A 19,936-nucleotide genomic window follows, 5' to 3' on the forward strand; every position below is an offset into this window, starting at 1 on the left:
CCGCATCAACGCGCTTTCTTCGGCTTGCCCGCCTGTTTCTTGATCGTTTTGGTCTTCGTTTTCGTGGTGCTCTTCTCTGGGCGAGCTGTGCGAGAAGGTTTGTCGGGTACGGTTGACCTGGTTTTTTTCGTGCGACGCTTCGGTTTGTCGCTCGCAAACCGCGCACGCTCGTCGTCCTCGCCGGCGCCCTCTTCGTCGTCTGCGCGGAGGACACGTTTGGCCACGACCAAACGCCGCAAAACCAAGGCGTCCTCGATCTGCACGAGCATCGTGTCGCCAAACGTGATGCGTTCGCCGCTGCGACCTCCCACGACGTACAGGCCGGTCTCGTCGAGCGCGTAGCTGTCATTTCCGAGCGACTCGAAACGCACCATCACATCGACGAACGGGTGCTCGAGCGTGACGAACACGCCGGAGCCCACGAGCCCCGTAACGACGCCCTCGTGAATGGAACCCGTGAGCGACCGCATGTAGAGCGCGCGGTAGAGATCGACCACCTCCCGCTCGACCTCCATGCCTTTTCGTTCGCAGTCGGATGCCGTCGTCGCAGCAAGGCGCAGTCGTTCCGCGGCTTCATCGCTTTCGTCGACGGGCTCACGACGAAGCATGGCGCGAACGGCTCGATGAACGATGAGGTCCGGGTATCGACGAATGGGCGACGTGAAGTGCAGATACGCGCTCGATGCGAGACCAAAATGGCCCACGTTCACGACGTCGTACTGCGCCTGCTTCATCGCTCGAAGCAGGAGCGAATGGAGCACTTGTTTGCGCGGATGAACGCTGATGCGTTTCAAGAACGTCGCGAGACGTTTTGGATCGGAAGCATCTTCCGGTTCGAAGGCGACATCGAGCACCGTGCACATCGCGACGAAGCGTTCGAGCCGCGTCGGATCCGGCGGCGCGTGGCAACGAAAGATCGCGGGAACCGTGCGCGACGTGAGCTGCTGCGCCACGGTCTCGTTGGCAAGGAGCATCAGCTCTTCGACGATTTGGTATGCCTTCTTGATTCCCGGATCCTGCGCGCGTTTGACGACATCGATCGGCGCGCCCGTATCCGGTTCGAGCACCACTTTTGCTTCGGGCAAATCGAAGTCGAGCGCTCCACGACGAAGCCGCCGCGCTCGAAGTAGACGCGTCAGCTCGTACATCACGACGAGGTCTTCGCGCATGGCTTCGGCTGCTTCGCTTTTCGCGCCTTCCTTGACGAGCCCGAGCGCACGAGCAACTCCGCCGTAGGTGAGCTTCGCACGCGAGCGCATGAAGCCTTCGAACAGACGCGCCTTCGTCACGTGTGCGGTCGCATCGAGGTCGATCTCCACGCACAGGCACAAGCGAAGAACATGCGGCAGGAGCGAACACAGATGTGACGACAACGCTCGCGGCAGCATGGGAATGGCTCGATCGGGCAGGTAGATCGAGTTGCCGCGTTGCATTGCGTTGTCGTCGAGCGCCGTTCCTGGTCGCACGTAATGCGAAACATCGGCGATCGCGACCCAGACTCGATACGTACCGTCGTCGTTACGCACGACCGACACGGCGTCGTCGTGGTCGCGAGCATCTTCGGGGTCGATCGTCGGAAGCGGCAGGTGCGTCAGGTCTTCGCGCCCTACGAGCGCTTCTTCGGGTACTTCGGTTCCGTACGCTTGCGCCTCGGCGATGCATGCGGCCGGGTGCTCTTCTTCGATGGATTCGCGCACGAGAATCTTCGCGACCTCGACGTTGGGGTCGCCGGGTTCTCCGAGCACGGCTTCGAGCACGCCTTCGGGATTTTCGTCGTGTAGCTCGGGGAAGCGCGTGATCGTGACGACGGCAGCGCATCCGTCTTCCACGCGGATCATCGATTCCTTGGCGAGCACGATCGGCCCGCGGATGCGCGTGTCATCGGGTTCGAGCCACAAGCTTCGGCCGCGCTTGCGCACCAAGCCCGCAACGCGCGTGTGCTTGCGTTTGACGATGCGCAACACCTCGCCTTCCGCACCTCGTCGCGACCTCGTGACGATGCGAATGGCCACCATGTCGCCATGCATCGCTCCACGCAGCCCTTCGGCCGGAATGAAAACATCATCCGCCAAGCCGGCACCCGACACGAACGCGAAACCTCGCGGGTTGGCGTTGAGGATGCCTATGTGCTCGGTGTGCCGCTCCGTCGGACGGGCCGCTTTTGCGAGACGAAACCGTTGTCCAGCAAGGGCGACGACGCTTCCATCCCAGCAGAGATCATCGAGCACGCGACGAAGCGCCTCGTAAGCACCTTCTGTCAAGCCGAGCCGCGTGGCGATCTCGTGGATGTGCACGGGTTGGCTCTGCTGAGCGAGCACATCGGCAACGGCTGCACGTCCGATCTGGGTCATGGGAAAACACGCGCTCCCGGACAATTCGGGTCGCGACTTGGCTGGAGCAAACGAATTACGAGCGTCATTGGGTACGAATCGCTACTTGGGCGTACTGTGTGGTTTGGGCTCGTAGCACGTATTGCACCAAGCAGGCTGCGAAAGGCCCGTGCTTGTGCGAAACATGAGGCGCGATGCGTCTCCTGCCCGTCCTCCTGCTCCGCCTGGCATTGCTCGTGGCGCTCACGGCGTCCACGGCTCTCGTGGTCGAATACGCAAACGCGGGCGATCCCGCCTTTTGCGGCGTGCAGTCGGGGTGTTTTGCCGTGCGCACGTCCGGCTACGCGTACCTGTTTGGCTACCTTCCGCTGCCCGATCTGGGACGTGCTGCGTACGCAGCTCTTTTCGCATTGGCGCTCGTGGCCAAGACACGCCTGCAGCACGCGGTACTTGCTGTTCTGACGGGCCTCGGAGCTCTCTTTGCGCTCTACCTGCTCTGGCTACAACAGTCGGCGATCGGCGCGTTTTGCGAATGGTGCGTCGCGGTCGATACGTCGGCGATCGTCGCAGCGATCGCGGCAACTTGGGTGTGGCTGAACGCGCGCAAAGACGAAGCATCGGTGCGTTTGCCCGCGGCACGGGGAGTGACCTTGTCGTGGATCGGTGCCGCCCTGATTGGCATGGTTGCGCCGTACATTTGGGGGAAATTTCCGAAGGAACCGCCGCTTCCGGAAGCGATCAAAGCCGAGCAAGTCCCGAACAAACTCACGATCGTAGGCTTCACGGACTTCGAATGTCCGTTCTGCCGCAAGATGCATCCGGTGATTCACGGCATCGAGGAGCGCTATGAAGGTCGCGTGCGCCTCGTCCGCAAAATGATGCCGCTTTCGAGTCATCCGGGCGCCGAGCCAGCGGCCCTCGCGTACCTGTGCGCGCCCGAGTCTTTGCGTGAAGCGGTCGCGGACAAACTTTACAAAGCGCCCACGGACAAACTCACACCCGATGGAACCATCGCGCTCGCGGCGAGTGCCGGTGCCAACGCCACGGCCATGCTGGCGTGCGTGAAGTCACCCGAAACGAAGGCGAAACTCGAGGCGGACAAGAAACTCTTCGTCGACCTCGGAGGGCGCGGATTACCGTTCAACTTCGTAGGAAAACGCGTCGTGCTGGGCTTCAATCCCGAGCGCCTCGAACAAGCCGTGCAATCCGAGCTGAGCGGTCCGCATCCGGCGCTGCCCTTGTGGTCGATGTTTGCCCTCATCGGGGCCGCATTTGCGACGGCGATTGGCGTGACGATCGCCGCGGACGTGAGTGCCCGCCGAGACAAGCCTGAAGCAAAAGAACCCGCAGCGTGATGCCAGCCTTTTGCTGACTTCGAGGATCGGGCTCCCGCACGACGCCCGAACGTGCAACACTCCGACATGGAAAAGGAAACGACGGAAGCAGGCAGCTCGACCACGCTGCCTTTGGAGTTCTTCCAGCAACTGCCGAAGACGGATCTGCACGTTCACCTCGACGGATCGCTTCGGCTGGAAACCATCATCGATTTAGCGCGAAAGCAGAACGTCGAGCTGCCTTCGCGAGATCCCGTCGAGCTGCGCAAATCGATGCGGCTCGGCCAAAACACCGGCTCGCTCGTCGAGTACCTCAAGGCGTTCGACGTCACGCTGCGCGTCTTGCAGACGGAGGAAGCGCTGTATCGATGCGCGTACGAGCTTGCCGAAGACGCGGCGCGTGAGAACGTGAAGTACATGGAAGTGCGCTACTCGCCGATGCTGCACACGCGGCGCGGCCTGAAGCTCACGAGCGTCGTCGAAGCGGTGCTCGCGGGGTTGCGCGCGGCGCACGAGGAGCTCGGCGTCGAGAGTGCCGTGATCGTGTGCGGCATTCGCAACATCTCGCCGCACTCGTCGCTGGAAATGGCGGAGCTCGCCGTGGCGTACAAGAACCGCGGCGTCGTTGGATTCGACTTGGCGGGCGCTGAATACGACAACCCGGCCAAGCATCACAAAGCAGCGTTTCAGCTCGTTCGCGACAACAACATCAACTGCACGATCCACGCGGGCGAGGCGTACGGGCCTGAATCCATCGCCCAGGCGATTCACGTCTGCGGCGCGCATCGCATCGGCCATGGGTGTCGCCTTCGCGAAAACGGTGACCTCTTGCACTACGTCAACGACCATCGCATCCCGCTGGAAGCGTGTCCGTCGTCGAACGTGCAAACGGGCGCCGTACGAAGCCTCGCATCACACCCGCTCAAGTTCTACTACGACCTCGGGCTGCGCGTGACGGTGAACACGGACAACCGTCTCGTCACGGATACTACGGTTTCGAACGAACTGTGGATCTGCCATGCGAAGATGGGAATGGCGTTGCCCGACATCAAGTCGATCATCGTTTCGGGCTTCAAGAGCGCGTTCATGCCGTTTCACATCAAGCAGTCCTATTTGCGCCGCTGCACGGAAGAGCTCGAGCGGTTCTTGCCCGACGGGCGGATTCTGCCGTCGTCGCCACAGCCCTCGGAAACGTCGCAGCGACGTGGCACGGACGCTTGGTCTCCGCGAGACAGCGGCCCGGCGATGATGCTAAGCAGCTTGGATCCGGTGGATTTGTGCCCGGACGACGCAGCGCCGTCGTCGGTCGATCGCGCAATCACGAGCAGTGCGAATTAGAATCGGGGCGTGACAGGCCCCGACGAACCAGCCAAAAGCACCCACCCCGACAAACGAGTCCCAGCGGAAGTCCCTGACAAACCAGCAGCGTTGACGATGGGCCGTACCGAAAGGCGCGTCGTATTCGCGGTGCTCGTCACGGCGGTCATTCCGCTCGTGGCAGCGCTCTTCATGGCGCGCGCGATGGTGGCTCGGGTCAGTGCTGTCGCCTTTCAGCCTGAATTCGGCGTGCACCTCGACCGAGCGCTCGGGCTGTATGCGGACCTTGCGCGCGTCACGAAGCAATCGATGCGGTACGAAGCGGATGCCATCGCACTACGTCCGGGTCTCGAACGAGCCGCGCGAGCTTCCGACAAGGGTGCGATCGAAACGGAGTTTGTCGGGGCAATGGCCGAGCATGCGTCGCTGGTATCGCTCGCCGTCGAAGCGCCCGATGGTCGTGTCCTGGGGAGGAGAGAACGGGAAAAACCCGTCGATCCGGCCGTAGAACGCGTCTTTACCGTGCGAAAGCCGATGGGGGATGCGGTCGATGAAAATGGTTTGTCGCTCGTCGCGACGTTCTCCACGCCAAACGCTCGATTTGCAGAAATGGAGGAGGCGCAGTCGTTTGTCCAAGCATACCATCAAATTGAAAAGCATCATCGCGAGGAATACGTCGATACGACGTACACGCGGGCTTTCGGGCTGCTCTTTGGTATGTTGATTCTGCTGGCGGTTGGCGCAGGGCTCGTCGTGGCTCGGCCCGTTGCACGAAAAATTGCGGCGCTCGGAGCAGCCATGCGTCCGGTATCGGCGGGAGATCTCACCGTGCGCGTGCACGTCACAGGAGAAGACGAAGTTTCCGACTTGGGGCGCGCATTCAATCGGATGCTGGAGGAGCTCGAGCGAAGCCGGGCACGCATCGAATTTTTGCGCCGCGTGAGCGAATGGCAAAAGATTGCTCGGCACTTGGCGCATGAAATCAAAAATCCACTGATGCCCATTCAATTGTCGGTGCAGGAATGCCACCGGCGTTATAGCGGACAAGATGCGGAATATCGCCGCATTTTGCAAACGACGCTCGAAGTGGTCGAAGAAGAAGTGGGCACATTGCGGCGGCTCGTGGGCGAGTTTTCCAGTTTCGCGCGTTTGCCGCAAGCCGAGCTTGCCAGTGCGGACCTAGGGGAATTTTTGCGCGAACAGCGTGATCATTTTGCCGCCAGCGCCGAAGGACGCGATGACGAGGCAGCTCTGCTCGGACGGGTCGACCTTCGCTACGACATCCCGGACAAACCATTGCCCACGGTCATCGATCGCGAGATGCTGCACCGAGTATTGGTGAACATCGTGCAGAATGCAGCTCAAGCCTTGCGCGATGCAAAAGGGAAAAACCACCAGGGCAAACTGGGAACGATTGCGGTGTCGGTGAAATCCGACAATGCGACGCACGTCATCGACATCGACGACGATGGCCCCGGCATCGCGCCCGCCGTGCGGGATCAGATTTTCGATCCTTATGTGACGACCAAACACGACGGAACGGGACTTGGTCTGACGATTGTGAAGAAAATCATCGTCGATCATGGTGGCACGATCGACGCATTGGTTTCGCCGCTCGGGGGCGCTCGTTTCGAGGTGCGATTGCCTCGGGAAGGCACGCCCGAAGCATTGGCAGCGCTCGATAGGTCCGCGCGGGCGGCGTCAGCGGAGGAATCGGGCGCGGGGTAGGCTCATCATTCAATTGTCATTCGGCCAAACGCCGGATTATTAGCCTACAAAGATTTCACTGCAAGCCAATCTTCCACGAGAAGCCCAGCAATTGTGCCATCGAGCAGCGCTGCATCGTGGGTAACGAGCGTAGCCCCATGGGCCAACGCAATACTGGCAATAGCCAAATCAAAATCGGATTTCGCGCGCCCAATGGTACGCAAGGCGGCCTTGATTTCAGCAAACCGACGCGTCGCAGCTTCATCGAATGGTAACACGGCAAATCGTTCAACAAGACGATCGACTCGCGCCACGTTCTCGTTCACCCGACTGGATGCACGCGCACCAAAGTACAATTCGGCGACGGCTGGCGCCGGCAAAACGACGTCCTGCGCGTGCAGCGCCGCCAGCTTGACTCGCACGAACCCAAGCCCGTTCAGCGCCGCAACCACGATATTCGTATCAAGTGCGTATTTCACAACGCTGGAGGCTCCCCGCTCCCCCCACGCCGCCTCTCTTCATCCAGAATGTGCAGCAACTCCTCTGTTGATTCGCCCTCCCACGGCCCGATCTCGCGAAACAAATCTGCCGCGGACGGCGGCGCCTTCACGCGAATTTCGACGCGAAGGTCGCCAACGACCGCCTCAACCGGATGACCTGGGTCGAGCCGAAGCCGCTGAATGGCCTCTTCCAACGATGTGGCAGTCATGCTCATGATGTCCTCGTCACCAAGACTACCTCGTTTCGAGTGGTTGTCTAGATCGGCTGAAGGTGTGACGAAAACGCTGGAAAGCCGCTGTGTTCGCCGATTGCTGAAAAGCCGACGCCCCCGCCACCCGCGAATGATATCATTCACCCGCGGCTACCGCGTGCGGCAGCAAAGATACGCTCGCGGGCCTCAGACCACGGAACTGGTTTTACCTCGCCCGCATCGATATCCTCTAGGCGCTGCCTTATAACCGCATCCCAGTCCTCCGCAGGCACAGCAGGCTCGGTTGGTTCGTCGAGGCGGTAGGGCGTACCGCAAAGGGGATATTTCTCCTCACGATCCGATCGCATGCAAACACGCTACACCAAGCCGCTCGCTAATGCAAAGCGCCCGATGAAAACGCATCGGGCGCTCGTCCGCAACGTCTATCCGTTCGTCACTTCTTCCTCGGCGCCTTCAGCGAAATCTTCATCAACACGTCGTCGCGAATCAAATCGTCCTTTTTGCCCGCAATCGTAATGCCGAAGTCCTTTCGATTGATCGAAAACTCGGCCGTACCCGTCGCGCCCTCGGGCGTAATCGCAATCGTCACCGGAAATGTGATCGACTTCTTCGTGCCGCGCAAATCGAGATCCCCCGTCACCATGTGCGTCGCGCCATTCTCACCGCCCGGCTTGATCGCCGTCGATGTAAACGTGGCCTTGGGGAATTTCTCCACCTCGAAAAAGTCCGCATTCTTCAAGTGTTTGTCGAGGTCCTCGGCATCCGTCTTCACCGACGCCGTGTCCACCTCGAAAGTTACCGAACCACCTTCGGCCTTGCCATCCGCAAGCGTAATCTTGCCGCTGATCTTCTCGAATTTGCCTTCGTGCTTGCCCGTCACTTTCGAACCGATGAAACCAATGCTCGAATTGGCAGCATCCACCTCGAGCGTCTCCATTTTGGCCGGCACCGCCGCAACCGCAGGAGCCGCCGACGGTGTCGCCTTGGCCTCGGTCTTCGGCGCCTCGACGGTCGCTTTGGGTTTGTCCTTCGCCGGGTCCTCACAAGCAGCAAGTGACAGCACAAGCGGCAAAGATGCGGCAAAAAGCGCGTAACGGATGGTCTTCATCGCAAAAAGGTTCCTTTCGGTCAAACGTCGGCCGTAACATGCTTCATGTTGCGCCTCTTGATTAGGGGCCCACATCAGGTAAGACTGTTCGGCAGAACGAACAATCATGAGTGCGATGCTCGACAATGTGGTCTCGATGGCGGTCTTTGCCCGCGTGGTCCAAGCAGGCTCCTTCACCGGCGCAGCCGCCACGCTGGGTTTGTCGAAGTCGGTCGTGAGCGCCCGCATTTCGGCGCTCGAAGCAAAACTCGGCGTGCGCCTCTTGCACCGAACCACGCGGCGCCTTTCCCTCACACCCGATGGTGGACACCTTTACGAGCAGTGTGCTCGGCTCGTGGCTGCCGCGGACGAAGCCCAAGGGGCGCTCGACAGTGCCTTCCGCGAGCCCGAGGGGGTGGTACGTGTCACGGTGCCCGTCGGAATGGGCTTGTGGCATTTGCCCACCTTGGTGCGCGAACTGCACATCCTACATCCGCGCCTGGTGCTGGACGTGTCATTATCGGATCACCACGTCGATATCGTCGCCGAAGGCTTCGACGTCGCAATCCGCGTCGCCGAACGTCTCGAACCATCGACGCTCGTGGCCCGGCGCATTGGTCGCGAACGCATGATCCTGTGCGCCTCGCCCGCATATGTACAAAAGCACGGCGAACCAGCGTCTCCCGACGACCTCGCACAACACAATTGCCTGCGCCTCGGGTCCCTCGGACGAACATGGACATTCCGCTCGGGACGGCAAACATTGACAATGACCATTTCAGGCAGTTTGATAACCGACAACATCGTGATGCTTCGCCAAGCGGTCATCGATGGCGTTGGGGTGGCTAGATTGCCCATGTCCATCGTCTCCGCGGACATCGAGGCCCATCGGTTGAAGCGCATCTTACCTGACCATGCGCTCGGCGAGCCGTCCATCTTCGTCGTGCACCCGTATCGCAAGCACATGCCGACCAAGGTCCGGGCCTTCATCGACGTGTTCGTCAGCCGGTTCAAGCTCTGAACTGGGCCCTTTGTCAAGTTGGCAGCACATTCTGACAAGACGGCGACATTCTGGCGGGGAATAGAACCGTGGGCTGCGAGAAGCCCGTGGATTTCGGCAAGGTAGAGCTTGGCCCAGCGCTTGCTCAGGGTCTGTGGCATGAACCAACAAACCCATGCCCAGAGCGTCGAGAAGGATTCACGAGGTGGAAAGACCGTGCTCGTCATTGGCGGCAATGGGGGTCTTTCCGGTCGGTATCGGGACGTAGCGCAGAGCCACGGGCTTTCGCTGCGTCATTACGAGACGAAGGTGCCGCCAGGTGCGCGGCGAGATGCTGGCAAAATCGCGCTGGTGGTGATCATGGTGAACATGGTCTCGCACGCGCTGCGCGATCAAGTGGCCAACCTGGGAATCGATGGAGCGCCGGTGCTCTATTTGCGAAGTGCGTCGATATCGGCGCTGCGCGGGGCGCTCGAGCAGTTCGCGGCTTGACGATTTCACGCGACGGCCGAACGTTTCTTCGATTATGCTCGGACGCACCAAGGAAGGCATTCGAGCATGGAGAGTTTTCGTGAGTGTGGTTGGCCGGCGTTTGCGGCGCTGGCTGCGGGCATCTTGGCGACGCTCGTGGCCATCACGGCGCTGGCATTGGCAGTCGCGAAGCCGCGTGGAAGCATTCTGCTTGGCGTGCTCGCGCTGGCCATGTCGCTCGGTGCTCCGGGTGTCGGCTTTGCAGGGATGATTTGGGGCCGGCAACAGACGGATGCGGCATTGAGCGGGCCGTCGATATCTCCCGAATTTAAGCAAAAAATTCGGGAAGCTGGTTACGACGAAGCGGGACAATGCGTGCCGGTGGGCGCATCGATTGGAGTATTGCCATTCGTCGTCGCGGGGATTGCGATTGCGGTGGGATTTGCGCAGAAGGGCAAAACGAAGGCGTAAGCTCGTTACTTCAATGCCCCCGTCACTTCATCCGCCGCGCGTTCACCCGCTTCGACCGCGCCTTCCATGTATCCCATCCACACGCGCGCCGTTTCCGTGCCCGCCCAATGCAGTCGCCCCACCGGCGCTCGTAATGCCGCCGCGTGCGCCGACAGCACGCCCGGACCCATCACCGCCGAATAACACCCGCGCGACCACCGTTCAGCCGGCCAATCGTGATCGATGTAATCGATGGGCGACGATGCCTGCGGCCCAAACAGCCTCGTAAAGCTCTCCACCGCCGCATCTCGACGCGCTGTCATTCCTTTGCCACTGTAATGCTTCGCGTCCTTGCCCAGCATGAATCCCACGAGCGCCCCGCGCGTCCCGTCCCTCGACGAATCGTCGAATACGAGCTTCACTCCACCTCGATCCGAAATCGCCTCGCCCGAATATCCAGCCTTCCGCCAAAATGGCGTTTCGTACATTGCGATGCATTTGATGACGCTGCCCATCGGCGCGTGCTGCGTGAGCTGATCCCGCGACGTGGGCATGTCCGGCTCGTAATCGATTCGCCCCGCGAGCACCGGAGGCACCGCGACGATGGCCCGCTCGCAGCGCACCGTCCCAGCATCCGTCGATATCGTCACGCCGCTGTCGTCTTGCTCGATGCGCCGCACGGGCGCCTTCAAGATGACGCGGTCACCGAGCTTTTGAGCGAGGCGCTTGGATATTTCTTGGTATCCTTCGGACAAACGAATTTCCTGCGCGCCATTTTTGATTTCACTCATGCGCATGAGGCCCCCGCCATGACGCAGATAATGCAAGAAAAACAAAAAGGATATTTCCGATGGCTCCGCCGCAAATATCGCACGCACGGCCGTATCGATGAGCGCCTTGGCGCCTTGCGTCTTCACGTTCCGACGCTTCCACGTTTCGACCGTCATTCCATCCCATTCGGCGGCTTTTCCAGCAGCCAAGGGATTGTCGAGCGGCACGTCTTTCACCATCGACTCGATACGCTGAATCGTCACGCCCAAATCCACCGCTCCCACCATCGACAACGTCGGAATCGACGACTTGTACGTCGATACCATGTTGCCAAGTGCCAGGACCTTTTTGCCTTCGTGGTATTGCGCGAACGTGGACAAACCGAATTCGTTCACCAGCTTGAACATGCGGTCCTGCGTCGGACCCAGCCATTGCGCCCCAAGCTCGATGCGATCCCCATGCCCCGCATCGTGACTCAGCGTCCTGCCCCCTACCCTGTCTCGCGCTTCGAGCACCAGCGCGCTCACGCCCGCATCCACGAGCCTTCGCGCAGCCACGAGCCCACTCAGTCCCGCTCCCACGACGGCCACCCGAGCTTCTCCCAAGACGCGCGACGCAGACATGCTCATGGTCCTCTCCTCGACACCACTTCTCAGCCGCACATCGTACGCAAAACAGCCACGAAATGGCTCGACTTTTTCACATCAGGACGCGCCGAGCAGAGCGCGCACTTTCGCCAGGATCGGCACGTCGGCCGGCGGAAAGAGCGCCTCATCGAGCGCCTCCGCAGCGGCCCACTTCACCGCCGCCACATCGAGCGCCTGCGGCTCGGGAGATCCGTCACGTCGCGTCACCGCAAAAAACAAGAGCAGCACCGATTTTTCGGGGTACTTGTGAAACGTCACTTCGACCGGATCACCCACGACCGCTTCGATGCCGATTTCCTCGCGCAGCTCACGCACGAGCGCATCGCGCGGGTCTTCGGCGGGCTCGACCTTGCCTCCGGGAAATTCCCACGCGCCCGCTAGGTGCGTGCCTTTTTTTCGTTGCGTGATGAGCACACGCCCGCCCTCGATGAGCACGGCTGCTGCGACGATCACTGGAGTTTGCAAGGTGGGCATGGTTCGGCGCGGCAAACGTAGCACAACGGTGCGGCGAGCAAGCGTTCTGTACAGACAATTTGCGCGCGCTGAAAGATGTGACATCCACCGCAGCATGCCCATCACGTACAGCCAAGCGGGAGTCGACATCGATCGCGGCGATGCCCTCGTCGAGCGCATCAAAAAACTCGCAAAACCCACGCGAATCCCCGAAGTCGTCACCGACATCGGCGGCTTTGCGGGCCTGTGTGCGCTTCCGAGTGGCCTTGTCGATCCGATCCTCGTGAGCGGCACCGACGGCGTCGGCACGAAGCTCGAAGTCGCATTTGCGACGGGCGTTCACGACTCGATCGGCATCGACCTCGTCGCGATGTGCGTGAACGACATCATCACGTGCGGCGCGAGGCCCCTGTTTTTCCTGGACTACTTCGCCACGGGCAAACTCGAAGTGGACGTTGGTGAATCGGTCGTTCGAGGCATCGCGGAGGGCTGCAAACAAGCTGGTTGTGCGCTGCTCGGGGGCGAAACGGCCGAGATGCCGGGCATGTACGAGCCTGGAAAGTACGACCTTGCGGGGTTTGCCGTCGGCGTCGTCGAGCGTGCGAAGATCCTGGATGGAACGCGTGTTCGTCCAGGAGACGTGGTGATCGGCGTCGCTTCGAGTGGTTTGCACTCAAACGGATATTCGTTGACACGCAAAGTATTGTTCGAGCGTTTGGGGCTCGGTGTCCAAGACAAACTTCCGGGCACGGATGTCACGGTTGGTGAGGCGCTGCTCGAGCCGACGCGCATTTACGTGCGCGCGGTGCGAGACTTGCTTGCTGCATTGGGGGACGGCGTGCATGGATTGTCGCACATTACGGGGGGAGGTTTGCCTGGGAACTTGCCGCGCGTATTGCCGGAGGGGCTTGGGGCGCGCATTGATATGGGTGTATTCGAGCGGCCGGTGATTTTCCGTGTCATTGCGGAAGGCGGGCCGGTGGAGGAGGTTGAAATGCGCCGCACGTACAACTTGGGCGTGGGGTTGTGCGTGATTGCAGCGAAGGAAAGCGAATCGCGGGCGCTCGAAGTGCTTCACGCGGCGGGGGAAAAGGCATTTCGATTGGGTGAGGTGATTGACGTGGGTGCGGATGTGGAATTCGAGGAGCGGGTGCGGTTTGGGGGGTAGGTGGTGGGGGTGCGTGGTTGGCACGTGCCTGTTGGAAACGACGACACAAACCGCCTGGGCGCTCGACACGAAGCCCTCACCGCAGTAACAAACGTGTATGGCCATCGTAGCACTGGTTGTACCGGACGATCTCCCAAGCGCACTGCATGTTTCGGTAGAGGGCTTGGCTTCTGAACTGGCCTTTGCCGCGGCGGTGCGGCTCTATCAGGAGGGTCGCGTATCGCTGGCCAAGGCTGCTGAAGTCGCTGGAATGGAGCGATTCGGGTTCGCGGCTCGGCTTGCCGATGCAGGTGTTCCGACGGCCACGTATGAGCCCGCCGACACCGAAACCGCTAAAATCGGAATAAAATGATTGCATCGACGACGGTCATAAGTGACACGGGTCCACTGAGCTATCTACATCGACTTGGGCGGCTGGAAATTTTACGGCAATTCTATGGACGGGTCATCGTCCCGCCTGCCGTCGTGGCAGAGATCAATTTGGGCATTCGCCTAGGACGGGATCTGCCAGATATTGCGACACTTCCCTGGATCGAGCTGCGAGCGCCCTCGGCAAATGCGCTCAAAGGAATCGAGGGCTTGGGCAGTGGCGAAACCGAGGGGATTGCGCTTGCTCGCACGACGCAGAATGCGCTCTTGCTTCTCGATGATGGTCAAGCGCGGCGCATTGCAACTGCGCTTGGATTACGAATATCTGGTACGATTGGCGTACTTCTTGTTGCGAAGGAAAGAGGCGTCATTGAATACCTTCGCCCAGAGCTCGACCGCCTCGAAGGGTTCGGGTTTCGACTCGCTGCACCTATTCGATTGACCGTATTGCAGAAAGCCGGGGAAGCGGAGTAGTTTGCAACGTTTACCCAGAGTGCGCCGGGTCGATGAAATGGCGACGGGTCGCGCTGACGCCCGACGCGATACGCGAAGGTTTGGCGCGGGCGGAACCGCGTTAAAGGTGCAAAGTGCCCTTCAGCGGCTTCATCGTGAACAGGCGTTGTCTTCGGCGGAATTGTCGGCAGCTCAGACGAGGCTCGCGGCGATGAGCGAAGCGGCATTGGAAGTAATACCCACAGAGTTGGTCCGGTCCATCGCTTCGTCCCTGCTGGCGCAGCATGGCCTGCGGGCCGCCGACGCGCTGCAGCTCGCCGCAGCGCTCGTGCTGTGTCATGAGCAACCTCGGAATCGTGCATTCGTCTGCTTCGACGCGAAGCTCAGCAGCGCAGCCGTCGCTGCGGGGTTTACTGTGTTGCCAGCGCCGTGACGTTTGCTTTGCACATCGCTCGCTTACCAAACTGAGCATTTCGAGAAAACCGTTGCAGAAACGACCCATGCAGCGCGACGTACACGACGTATGGCGTACCCTGAGCCCATGCCGACTTGGTGTCACAGCCAATTGCGCCGAAAGATGCCGATTTCCAGATACATCTCGCGGAGCAGGAGCATCTTCGCAATTGGGGCGACAAACGTGAGCATACGCGCTTTGATCAAGAGTTCCTCGTCGTCGCTTGAGAGCTTCTGGTTGGGCTCGATGATAAAGCGCCGCCGATCTTTGTTCTTCAGTCCCTTCCCGAACTTGGAGACATCCGGCTGATCGCTGCTCCAATCCAGCTCCTCGACGAACCAGGGCGATATCGTGAGGTTTTGGTAAATGCTCCCGCCCATGTCGATCTCTATCCGTCGGAGTACTGTCTGCACGCCGTCGGGGGAGTGGCCCTTGAAGTAAAGCGTGCACGCCGGCATGATCATCTCCTTCAGCTTGCGGGTGTGCCTGAGCTTGGGGCTCAAAGTATTCGCGGCGGTATTGCCCGAGGCGAGCAGGTTCCCGATGGAGGTGAGGTCGGCCGTGGGTTCATTCACGAGACGCAGTGTTGCTTTGCCAATACATGCGTTGACCGAGCAGATCAGCGACGCCTGCAGCAAGTGATCGAATGTGAGTTGCCCTGCAGCAACACACTCCAATGTATCCACGTTTGCTATCCACATGGGCAGAGCGTGCCGCGGTTCGGTGAGAAATAGGATCGAGAGGAAGGTAATGCACATGTTCCCGAGCGTCAGCTTCGTCTTCGGCTGCATTTTCACGAGCTCGCCGGTGAGGAGGTTCTTGATCTTCGGCTTGTACGTGAGCGGCAGCTCGAAGGTCCGGAGCTTGAGCCGGTAGCCACTGTCCCGGAAACCCATGACATTACAGAGCAATTCGGCGAGCTTGACGTCGCTGCCTTCCAGGTGGACATCACGGATCTCGCTGATGGTGGCGGTGAGCTCTTCGTAGGAAATGTCGACAATGCTCAGCGCGCTGAGGTCCGTACTGCTGTCGTGGACGTCGGGGTTGATGATGTTGCCTTGCCCGTCGACGAACGAAATCACGCGCGTCGCGCCCTCTCCCGCAATCGACTTGGTGTTGTGTATCCAAACGCCGGAGGGATATTGATTTGAGCCCAGGGTGATTTGCGTGAACGCATGAAAGGTCTCGCCCGTAACCCGGTGCATGAACGTCCGCATGGTGTCGTCCTGCATCTCACGACGGAAAACGATCAGCTTGGTCATCGCCGACAGCCACGAAAAGTAATCGTAGACATGGATGTTGAGCGATTTCATGTACGAGCTCGGGTGGTGGAGACCCAAATACTTTTCCTTGCCCCTCTGATTGCTGGGAAGGAGCTGCTTGGCGACGGTTTTGGTGATCTTGTCTTCGAGGGAAACGGAGCCGATAACCGCCTTGACGTCGCGATCGATCGCTCGATCCCAGATCTTGTCGCGCTTCTTTTTGGAGGTCTCCATCGAGAGGAGGTGGATGTCTTTGTACTCCGCGTAGCTGCTGTGCAGGTCGCTGAAGTCTTTCCGGAGCGACTCGAAAGCTTCCAGCATCGCGACGTCGTGCTCCCCAGCCAGCAGCATGTCGGCGATCTCGGTCAGACGAATCCCCATTGAGAGGATGAATCGTCGTTTCCTCTTCGCGATTTGTTTGCGCCGCTCCACCTCCTGTTTGATGAGGTCGTGGGCTCGAATCTGATTGAGGAACGCATTGTACAGCAAGGACCGATCGCTTTCGGAGAATTTCGATGCGATGTCCTTCGAGGTGAGCATGTTGAGCAAACTATTGAGCAAGAACGTCGGCATTCGCGCGATGGTCGTCGCCAAATCCTCCTCGGTCGTGGCGCCGGACACGTTGAGCGCCTCGAGGAGTTCCAACATGCCCTTGGAGAGCGCCGTGCGTTTCTGCTGCTTCTGCGCGGTGATCTTGATCTGGCAGGGTTTTACCACCGGCAGGTCAGGGGAGATCTCCTCCTTGTGTTTTTGTTTTTGCTCCGGGAAATTGATATTCGCGCAGTAGCCGCCGTCCTCCCAACCGACCACGAACACGCCGCGACGTAACTTGTCGGCCAGCTCCTCGAGGGCCTGCGTATGCGTCCTGCAGGGGTTCGGGATCCCAAGCTGCTTGAGGGCCTGATACGCGAGCCTATCTTCAGGCGTGCCGCGCGGCTCGCCTGACACTGGAAATTGAGAAACCCAGACCCTCATTGTTGCCCTTTCCGTGGCGGGAAGAGAAGAGTAACAAGCGTTGGGTTGAATGGGCAAGAGCGTGGCGTTTTTCATAATCGCCTCGCCCCCCATCGCCGGCCATTCCCCTAACCCTTTTTGACCGCATTGCAAAAACCCGGGGAAGCGGATTAGCTTTAGGAGCATCCCGCCGGAAAGCGATCCGCACGCGAACACCACGCCTTGACGAGCGTCGACGACGCGTCTGGCGCATCGACACACGGCTTCGCGACGGTCTGCAGCGCGAGTGGGGATTCCCCAGAGCCGTTCGAGACCCTCGGGAACGCGTGTGGGGATTCCCCAGAGCCGTTCGGGAGCCTCGGGAACGCGTGTGGGGATTCCCGAGAGCCGTTCGAGACCCTCCCCAATGGCGTGCGTTTGCCAATGCCCTTTCCTTCCGCCCTTCACATGACCGAGCGATGAAATTTCTGGCGCTTCGCCAAGGCGCTTCCATTTTCGTATTGGTTCAGCATACTCTCGGATTCATGCAACGACGTCCCAACGTACTCGTGATCATGACTGACGAAGAGCGGTATCCGCCGGTGTACGAGACCGACGAAATCGCGCGCTATCGCCGGGAGCAGCTCCCCGGTCAACAAGAAATTCGTGCCCGTAGCGTCGAATTTCATCGCCATTATACAGCATCCACCGCGTGCGTGCCGAGTCGCGCGTCGCTGTTCACCGGTCATTATCCCACGCTTCATGGTGTTCGAGCGACCGATGGTGCGGCGAAATCAGCGCGTGACCCCGCCATGTTTTGGCTCGACCCGAACACCGTTCCGACGATGGGTCATTATTTTCGTGCCGCAGGATACCGGACGTTTTACCATGGAAAGTGGCACGTTTCCCATGCAGACTTGATGACGCCCGATACGCAAACGCCGATTGCATCGAGCGACGCTGCGGGGAAAGTCGTCGAGCCCAATCATACGCTCTACAAAAATGCCAATCGCCTCGCTTCGTATGGGTTCGATGGTTGGATTGGACCCGATCCGCATGGCGCGGCCCAATCCAATTGTGGCCTCTTGCGCGATCCGCTGTTCGCCGACCAAGTCGTCGCGCGCCTCGACGAGCTGCATGCCAGCACCGATGAAACGCCGTGGCTGCTCGTCGCGCCGCTCGTGAATCCACACGACATCGTTCTTTTCGGCATTTTGTGGCGCTCGTGGGGATATGTTTTCGACGACGAAACGGTGCCCGAAATTCCCGAACCTCCGACCCAAGATGAATCGTTGCGGTCGAAGCCGAGTTGCCAAGCTGATTACGTCGAGAAATACGGCAGCGTGTTTTTACCTCAACCACAATTGCCGCTCTTCCGGCGATTCTACTATTATCTGCACAAGCTCGTCGACAAGGAAGTGCGGCGGATTTACCAGAAGCTGCGCGCATCGCGATTTGGGGACAATACCATCGTCCTTTATACGTCCGACCATGGCGATATGCTGGGCGCGCATGGAGGCATGCACCAGAAATGGCACAATGCCTACGACGAAGCGATTCGTGTTCCGCTGCTCATCAGTGCTCCGGGGCTCGAACCTGGCCGCCAAATTCAACAGCCGACATCGCATGTCGATCTCTTGCCGACGCTGCTCGGATTGGCAGGTATCGATGCGGACGCAGTGCGCAAAGCATTGGCGTCGACGCACACCGAAGCGCAGCCGCTCGTGGGGCGAGATTTGTCGCGCCATCTGCAAAATGGCAATATCCCGGACGAACCCATCTATTTCATTACGGAAGACGAAGTCTCCGAAGGGCTCGATCAAACCACGGTGACGGGACGATCGTACGAAGCCGTCGCCGAACCGGCAAAAGTCGAAGCGATCATTACGCGGCTCGATGATGGTTCGGGAGGACGGTTATGGAAATACGCGCGGTCGTACAAGAATTCGCTCATCGGTGATCCCACGACGAAGGCCGAAGAGCGGGACAAGTCCGAATACGAGCTGTACGATCTCGATGCGGATCCCACCGAAAAGAACAACTTGGCGCACTTCGGGCACAAGACCCGTGATTCACGCGCTGCCGAAGACAAACTCGAAAGTCTCCTGGCTGAAGTACGCGAGCGCAAAGCATTGCATCCGCAGCGTCGATGACGTCGAAATGGGCCGCTTTCTCATGCGCCCATGAAAACCCGCGCACGTCGCCCCTCGGCTGCGTGGGAATTGTCGAAAATGACGGTTTACTCGCATTCAGCGCTGGACGAGCGCGGCGCCTTCCTCCTATCGTCGGCGCGTCCAAGGAGCTCGCTCTCATGTCCACCTCCCGCCTTCGCCTGCTCGCTTCTCTCGGCTCGATGTCCCTCCTCGCGGGCTGCGGCCCAGCGCAACGTGCAACACCTTCCCCCGCCCCGGGGACCTCGGCCCGGCCCGCGCCGACGGCATCCGCGCCTGCCGCCTCGGCTCCCGCGAGCGCGGCGGCCCCGGCGGCCGGACCCAAGGCGCCCGAAAAGCCGGCGCTCATGGCCGACGTCGACGCCGCGGCCGTGAGCGCCCAGTGCGCGAAGATCGAAGCCAAGCAGCACGCATCGCTCGACGCGCTCGCGAAAAAAGGCCTACCCGCCGCGCAGATCACCGCGGCCAAGGAGCTCTTCGGCAAGTGCCAGCCCGTGGGCAAGGCCGCGAGGCCGCCGCGCAAAAAGGTGGCGAGAGTCCGTTCGGATCCAGCGTCCCGGCGATGATCATCGAAAAGGAGTTTTGCAAGGCGCTCCCCGCCGGCAAGCTCCCGCCGGAGGATCTCGCCGACCGGACCCTCGACGCCTACTGCGGAGGGGGTTGCGCCGCTGCGTCGACGATCCGGGTCATCTACGGAGCCACGCGGGGCATGTTGGAAGCTCGGCAACCGGCGTCGCGACCCTGATTTCCGCTCGGAATGCGCGTTTGTGCGAGACAGCGTGATGAAGTCGCTCGTTGCGGCAGGTGTTGCCAGAGAAACAGCACGAATTACTGGTTTTTGGATCGA

20 protein-coding genes are annotated in these 19,936 nt (G+C 60.3%); 12 read left to right on the forward strand and 8 right to left on the reverse strand.

Annotated elements, in window-relative coordinates; genetic code table 11:
* Positions 1 to 5: 5 nt before the first annotated feature.
* Positions 6 to 2,351, reverse strand: coding sequence for a ribonuclease R (gene rnr, locus IPM54_40395; protein MBK9266033.1), 2,346 nt, complete (start codon positions 2,349 to 2,351; stop codon positions 6 to 8).
* Positions 2,352 to 2,524: 173 nt separating this feature from the next.
* On the opposite strand from rnr, the gene IPM54_40400 reads away from it, so the two are divergent.
* From IPM54_40400 to IPM54_40410, 3 genes are all read left to right on the forward strand, one after another.
* A complete protein-coding gene (locus IPM54_40400) occupies positions 2,525 to 3,685 on the forward strand; it encodes a thioredoxin domain-containing protein (GenBank protein MBK9266034.1) in 1,161 nt (386 codons plus the stop codon).
* A 66-nt stretch (positions 3,686 to 3,751) separates the two neighbouring features.
* Positions 3,752 to 5,002: an adenosine deaminase gene (gene add / locus IPM54_40405; GenBank protein MBK9266035.1), complete on the forward strand. Its 1,251-nt coding sequence runs from the start codon at positions 3,752 to 3,754 to the stop codon at positions 5,000 to 5,002.
* Between the two features lie 96 nt (positions 5,003 to 5,098).
* Positions 5,099 to 6,709: a HAMP domain-containing protein gene (locus tag IPM54_40410; GenBank protein MBK9266036.1), complete on the forward strand. Its 1,611-nt coding sequence runs from the start codon at positions 5,099 to 5,101 to the stop codon at positions 6,707 to 6,709.
* A gap of 44 nt (positions 6,710 to 6,753) precedes the next feature.
* Here the strand turns inward: IPM54_40410 and IPM54_40415 are convergent, their stop codons facing one another.
* The 4 genes from IPM54_40415 to IPM54_40430 all read right to left on the reverse strand — a co-directional run bounded on the left by IPM54_40415 (position 6,754) and on the right by IPM54_40430 (position 8,508).
* A complete protein-coding gene (locus IPM54_40415; GenBank protein MBK9266037.1) occupies positions 6,754 to 7,167 on the reverse strand; it encodes a type II toxin-antitoxin system VapC family toxin in 414 nt (137 codons plus the stop codon).
* A complete protein-coding gene (locus tag IPM54_40420) occupies positions 7,164 to 7,403 on the reverse strand; it encodes a hypothetical protein (GenBank protein ID MBK9266038.1) in 240 nt (79 codons plus the stop codon). The genes IPM54_40415 and IPM54_40420 overlap by 4 nt, the downstream gene beginning before the upstream one ends.
* A 137-nt stretch (positions 7,404 to 7,540) precedes the next feature.
* A complete protein-coding gene (locus tag IPM54_40425) occupies positions 7,541 to 7,747 on the reverse strand; it encodes an addiction module protein (protein ID MBK9266039.1) in 207 nt (68 codons plus the stop codon).
* A gap of 86 nt (positions 7,748 to 7,833) precedes the next feature.
* Entirely contained in the window at positions 7,834 to 8,508 is a 675-nt protein-coding gene (locus IPM54_40430; GenBank protein MBK9266040.1) for a YceI family protein, read from the reverse strand.
* 106 nt (positions 8,509 to 8,614) lie between these two features.
* Here IPM54_40430 and IPM54_40435 point away from each other — a divergent pair, with 106 nt between their 5' ends.
* The 3 genes from IPM54_40435 (at position 8,615) to IPM54_40445 (ending at position 10,429) form a co-directional block, all read left to right on the forward strand.
* The gene (locus tag IPM54_40435) at positions 8,615 to 9,508 is read left to right on the forward strand and encodes a LysR family transcriptional regulator (protein ID MBK9266041.1); all 894 of its coding nucleotides are present in this window, start codon (positions 8,615 to 8,617) and stop codon (positions 9,506 to 9,508) included.
* A 138-nt stretch (positions 9,509 to 9,646) separates the two neighbouring features.
* Positions 9,647 to 9,979: a DUF2325 domain-containing protein gene (locus IPM54_40440; protein MBK9266042.1), complete on the forward strand. Its 333-nt coding sequence runs from the start codon at positions 9,647 to 9,649 to the stop codon at positions 9,977 to 9,979.
* A 66-nt stretch (positions 9,980 to 10,045) separates the two neighbouring features.
* On the forward strand, positions 10,046 to 10,429 hold the full coding sequence (locus IPM54_40445; GenBank protein MBK9266043.1) for a hypothetical protein: 384 nt from the start codon (positions 10,046 to 10,048) through the stop codon (positions 10,427 to 10,429).
* Positions 10,430 to 10,434: 5 nt separating this feature from the next.
* Here IPM54_40445 and IPM54_40450 read toward each other — a convergent pair whose 3' ends face one another.
* Both IPM54_40450 and mutT read right to left on the reverse strand, forming a co-directional pair.
* Positions 10,435 to 11,808: a flavin monoamine oxidase family protein gene (locus IPM54_40450; GenBank protein ID MBK9266044.1), complete on the reverse strand. Its 1,374-nt coding sequence runs from the start codon at positions 11,806 to 11,808 to the stop codon at positions 10,435 to 10,437.
* 75 nt (positions 11,809 to 11,883) lie between these two features.
* Positions 11,884 to 12,300, reverse strand: coding sequence for an 8-oxo-dGTP diphosphatase MutT (gene mutT / locus IPM54_40455; GenBank protein ID MBK9266045.1), 417 nt, complete (start codon positions 12,298 to 12,300; stop codon positions 11,884 to 11,886).
* A gap of 94 nt (positions 12,301 to 12,394) precedes the next feature.
* Here mutT and IPM54_40460 point away from each other — a divergent pair, with 94 nt between their 5' ends.
* From IPM54_40460 to IPM54_40475, 4 genes are all read left to right on the forward strand, one after another.
* Positions 12,395 to 13,447, forward strand: a complete 1,053-nt coding sequence (locus tag IPM54_40460) for a phosphoribosylformylglycinamidine cyclo-ligase (GenBank protein MBK9266046.1) — start codon at positions 12,395 to 12,397, stop codon at positions 13,445 to 13,447.
* Between the two features lie 97 nt (positions 13,448 to 13,544).
* A complete protein-coding gene (locus tag IPM54_40465; GenBank protein ID MBK9266047.1) occupies positions 13,545 to 13,799 on the forward strand; it encodes a UPF0175 family protein in 255 nt (84 codons plus the stop codon).
* Entirely contained in the window at positions 13,796 to 14,290 is a 495-nt protein-coding gene (locus IPM54_40470) for a DUF3368 domain-containing protein (protein ID MBK9266048.1), read from the forward strand. The genes IPM54_40465 and IPM54_40470 overlap by 4 nt, the downstream gene beginning before the upstream one ends.
* A gap of 106 nt (positions 14,291 to 14,396) precedes the next feature.
* A complete protein-coding gene (locus IPM54_40475; GenBank protein MBK9266049.1) occupies positions 14,397 to 14,702 on the forward strand; it encodes a hypothetical protein in 306 nt (101 codons plus the stop codon).
* A 122-nt stretch (positions 14,703 to 14,824) separates the two neighbouring features.
* On the opposite strand, the gene IPM54_40480 is transcribed toward IPM54_40475, so the two are convergent.
* Complete coding sequence (locus IPM54_40480; GenBank protein ID MBK9266050.1) at positions 14,825 to 17,158, reverse strand: hypothetical protein; 2,334 nt, start codon at positions 17,156 to 17,158, stop codon at positions 14,825 to 14,827.
* A gap of 305 nt (positions 17,159 to 17,463) precedes the next feature.
* On the opposite strand from IPM54_40480, the gene IPM54_40485 reads away from it, so the two are divergent.
* Both IPM54_40485 and IPM54_40490 read left to right on the forward strand, forming a co-directional pair.
* On the forward strand, positions 17,464 to 19,071 hold the full coding sequence (locus tag IPM54_40485; protein MBK9266051.1) for a sulfatase-like hydrolase/transferase: 1,608 nt from the start codon (positions 17,464 to 17,466) through the stop codon (positions 19,069 to 19,071).
* A gap of 158 nt (positions 19,072 to 19,229) precedes the next feature.
* On the forward strand, positions 19,230 to 19,655 hold the full coding sequence (locus IPM54_40490; GenBank protein ID MBK9266052.1) for a hypothetical protein: 426 nt from the start codon (positions 19,230 to 19,232) through the stop codon (positions 19,653 to 19,655).
* The last annotated feature ends 281 nt before the right edge of the window (positions 19,656 to 19,936 follow it).

Source organism: Polyangiaceae bacterium, assembly GCA_016715885.1.
GTDB lineage: Bacteria > Myxococcota_A > Polyangia > Polyangiales > Polyangiaceae > Polyangium.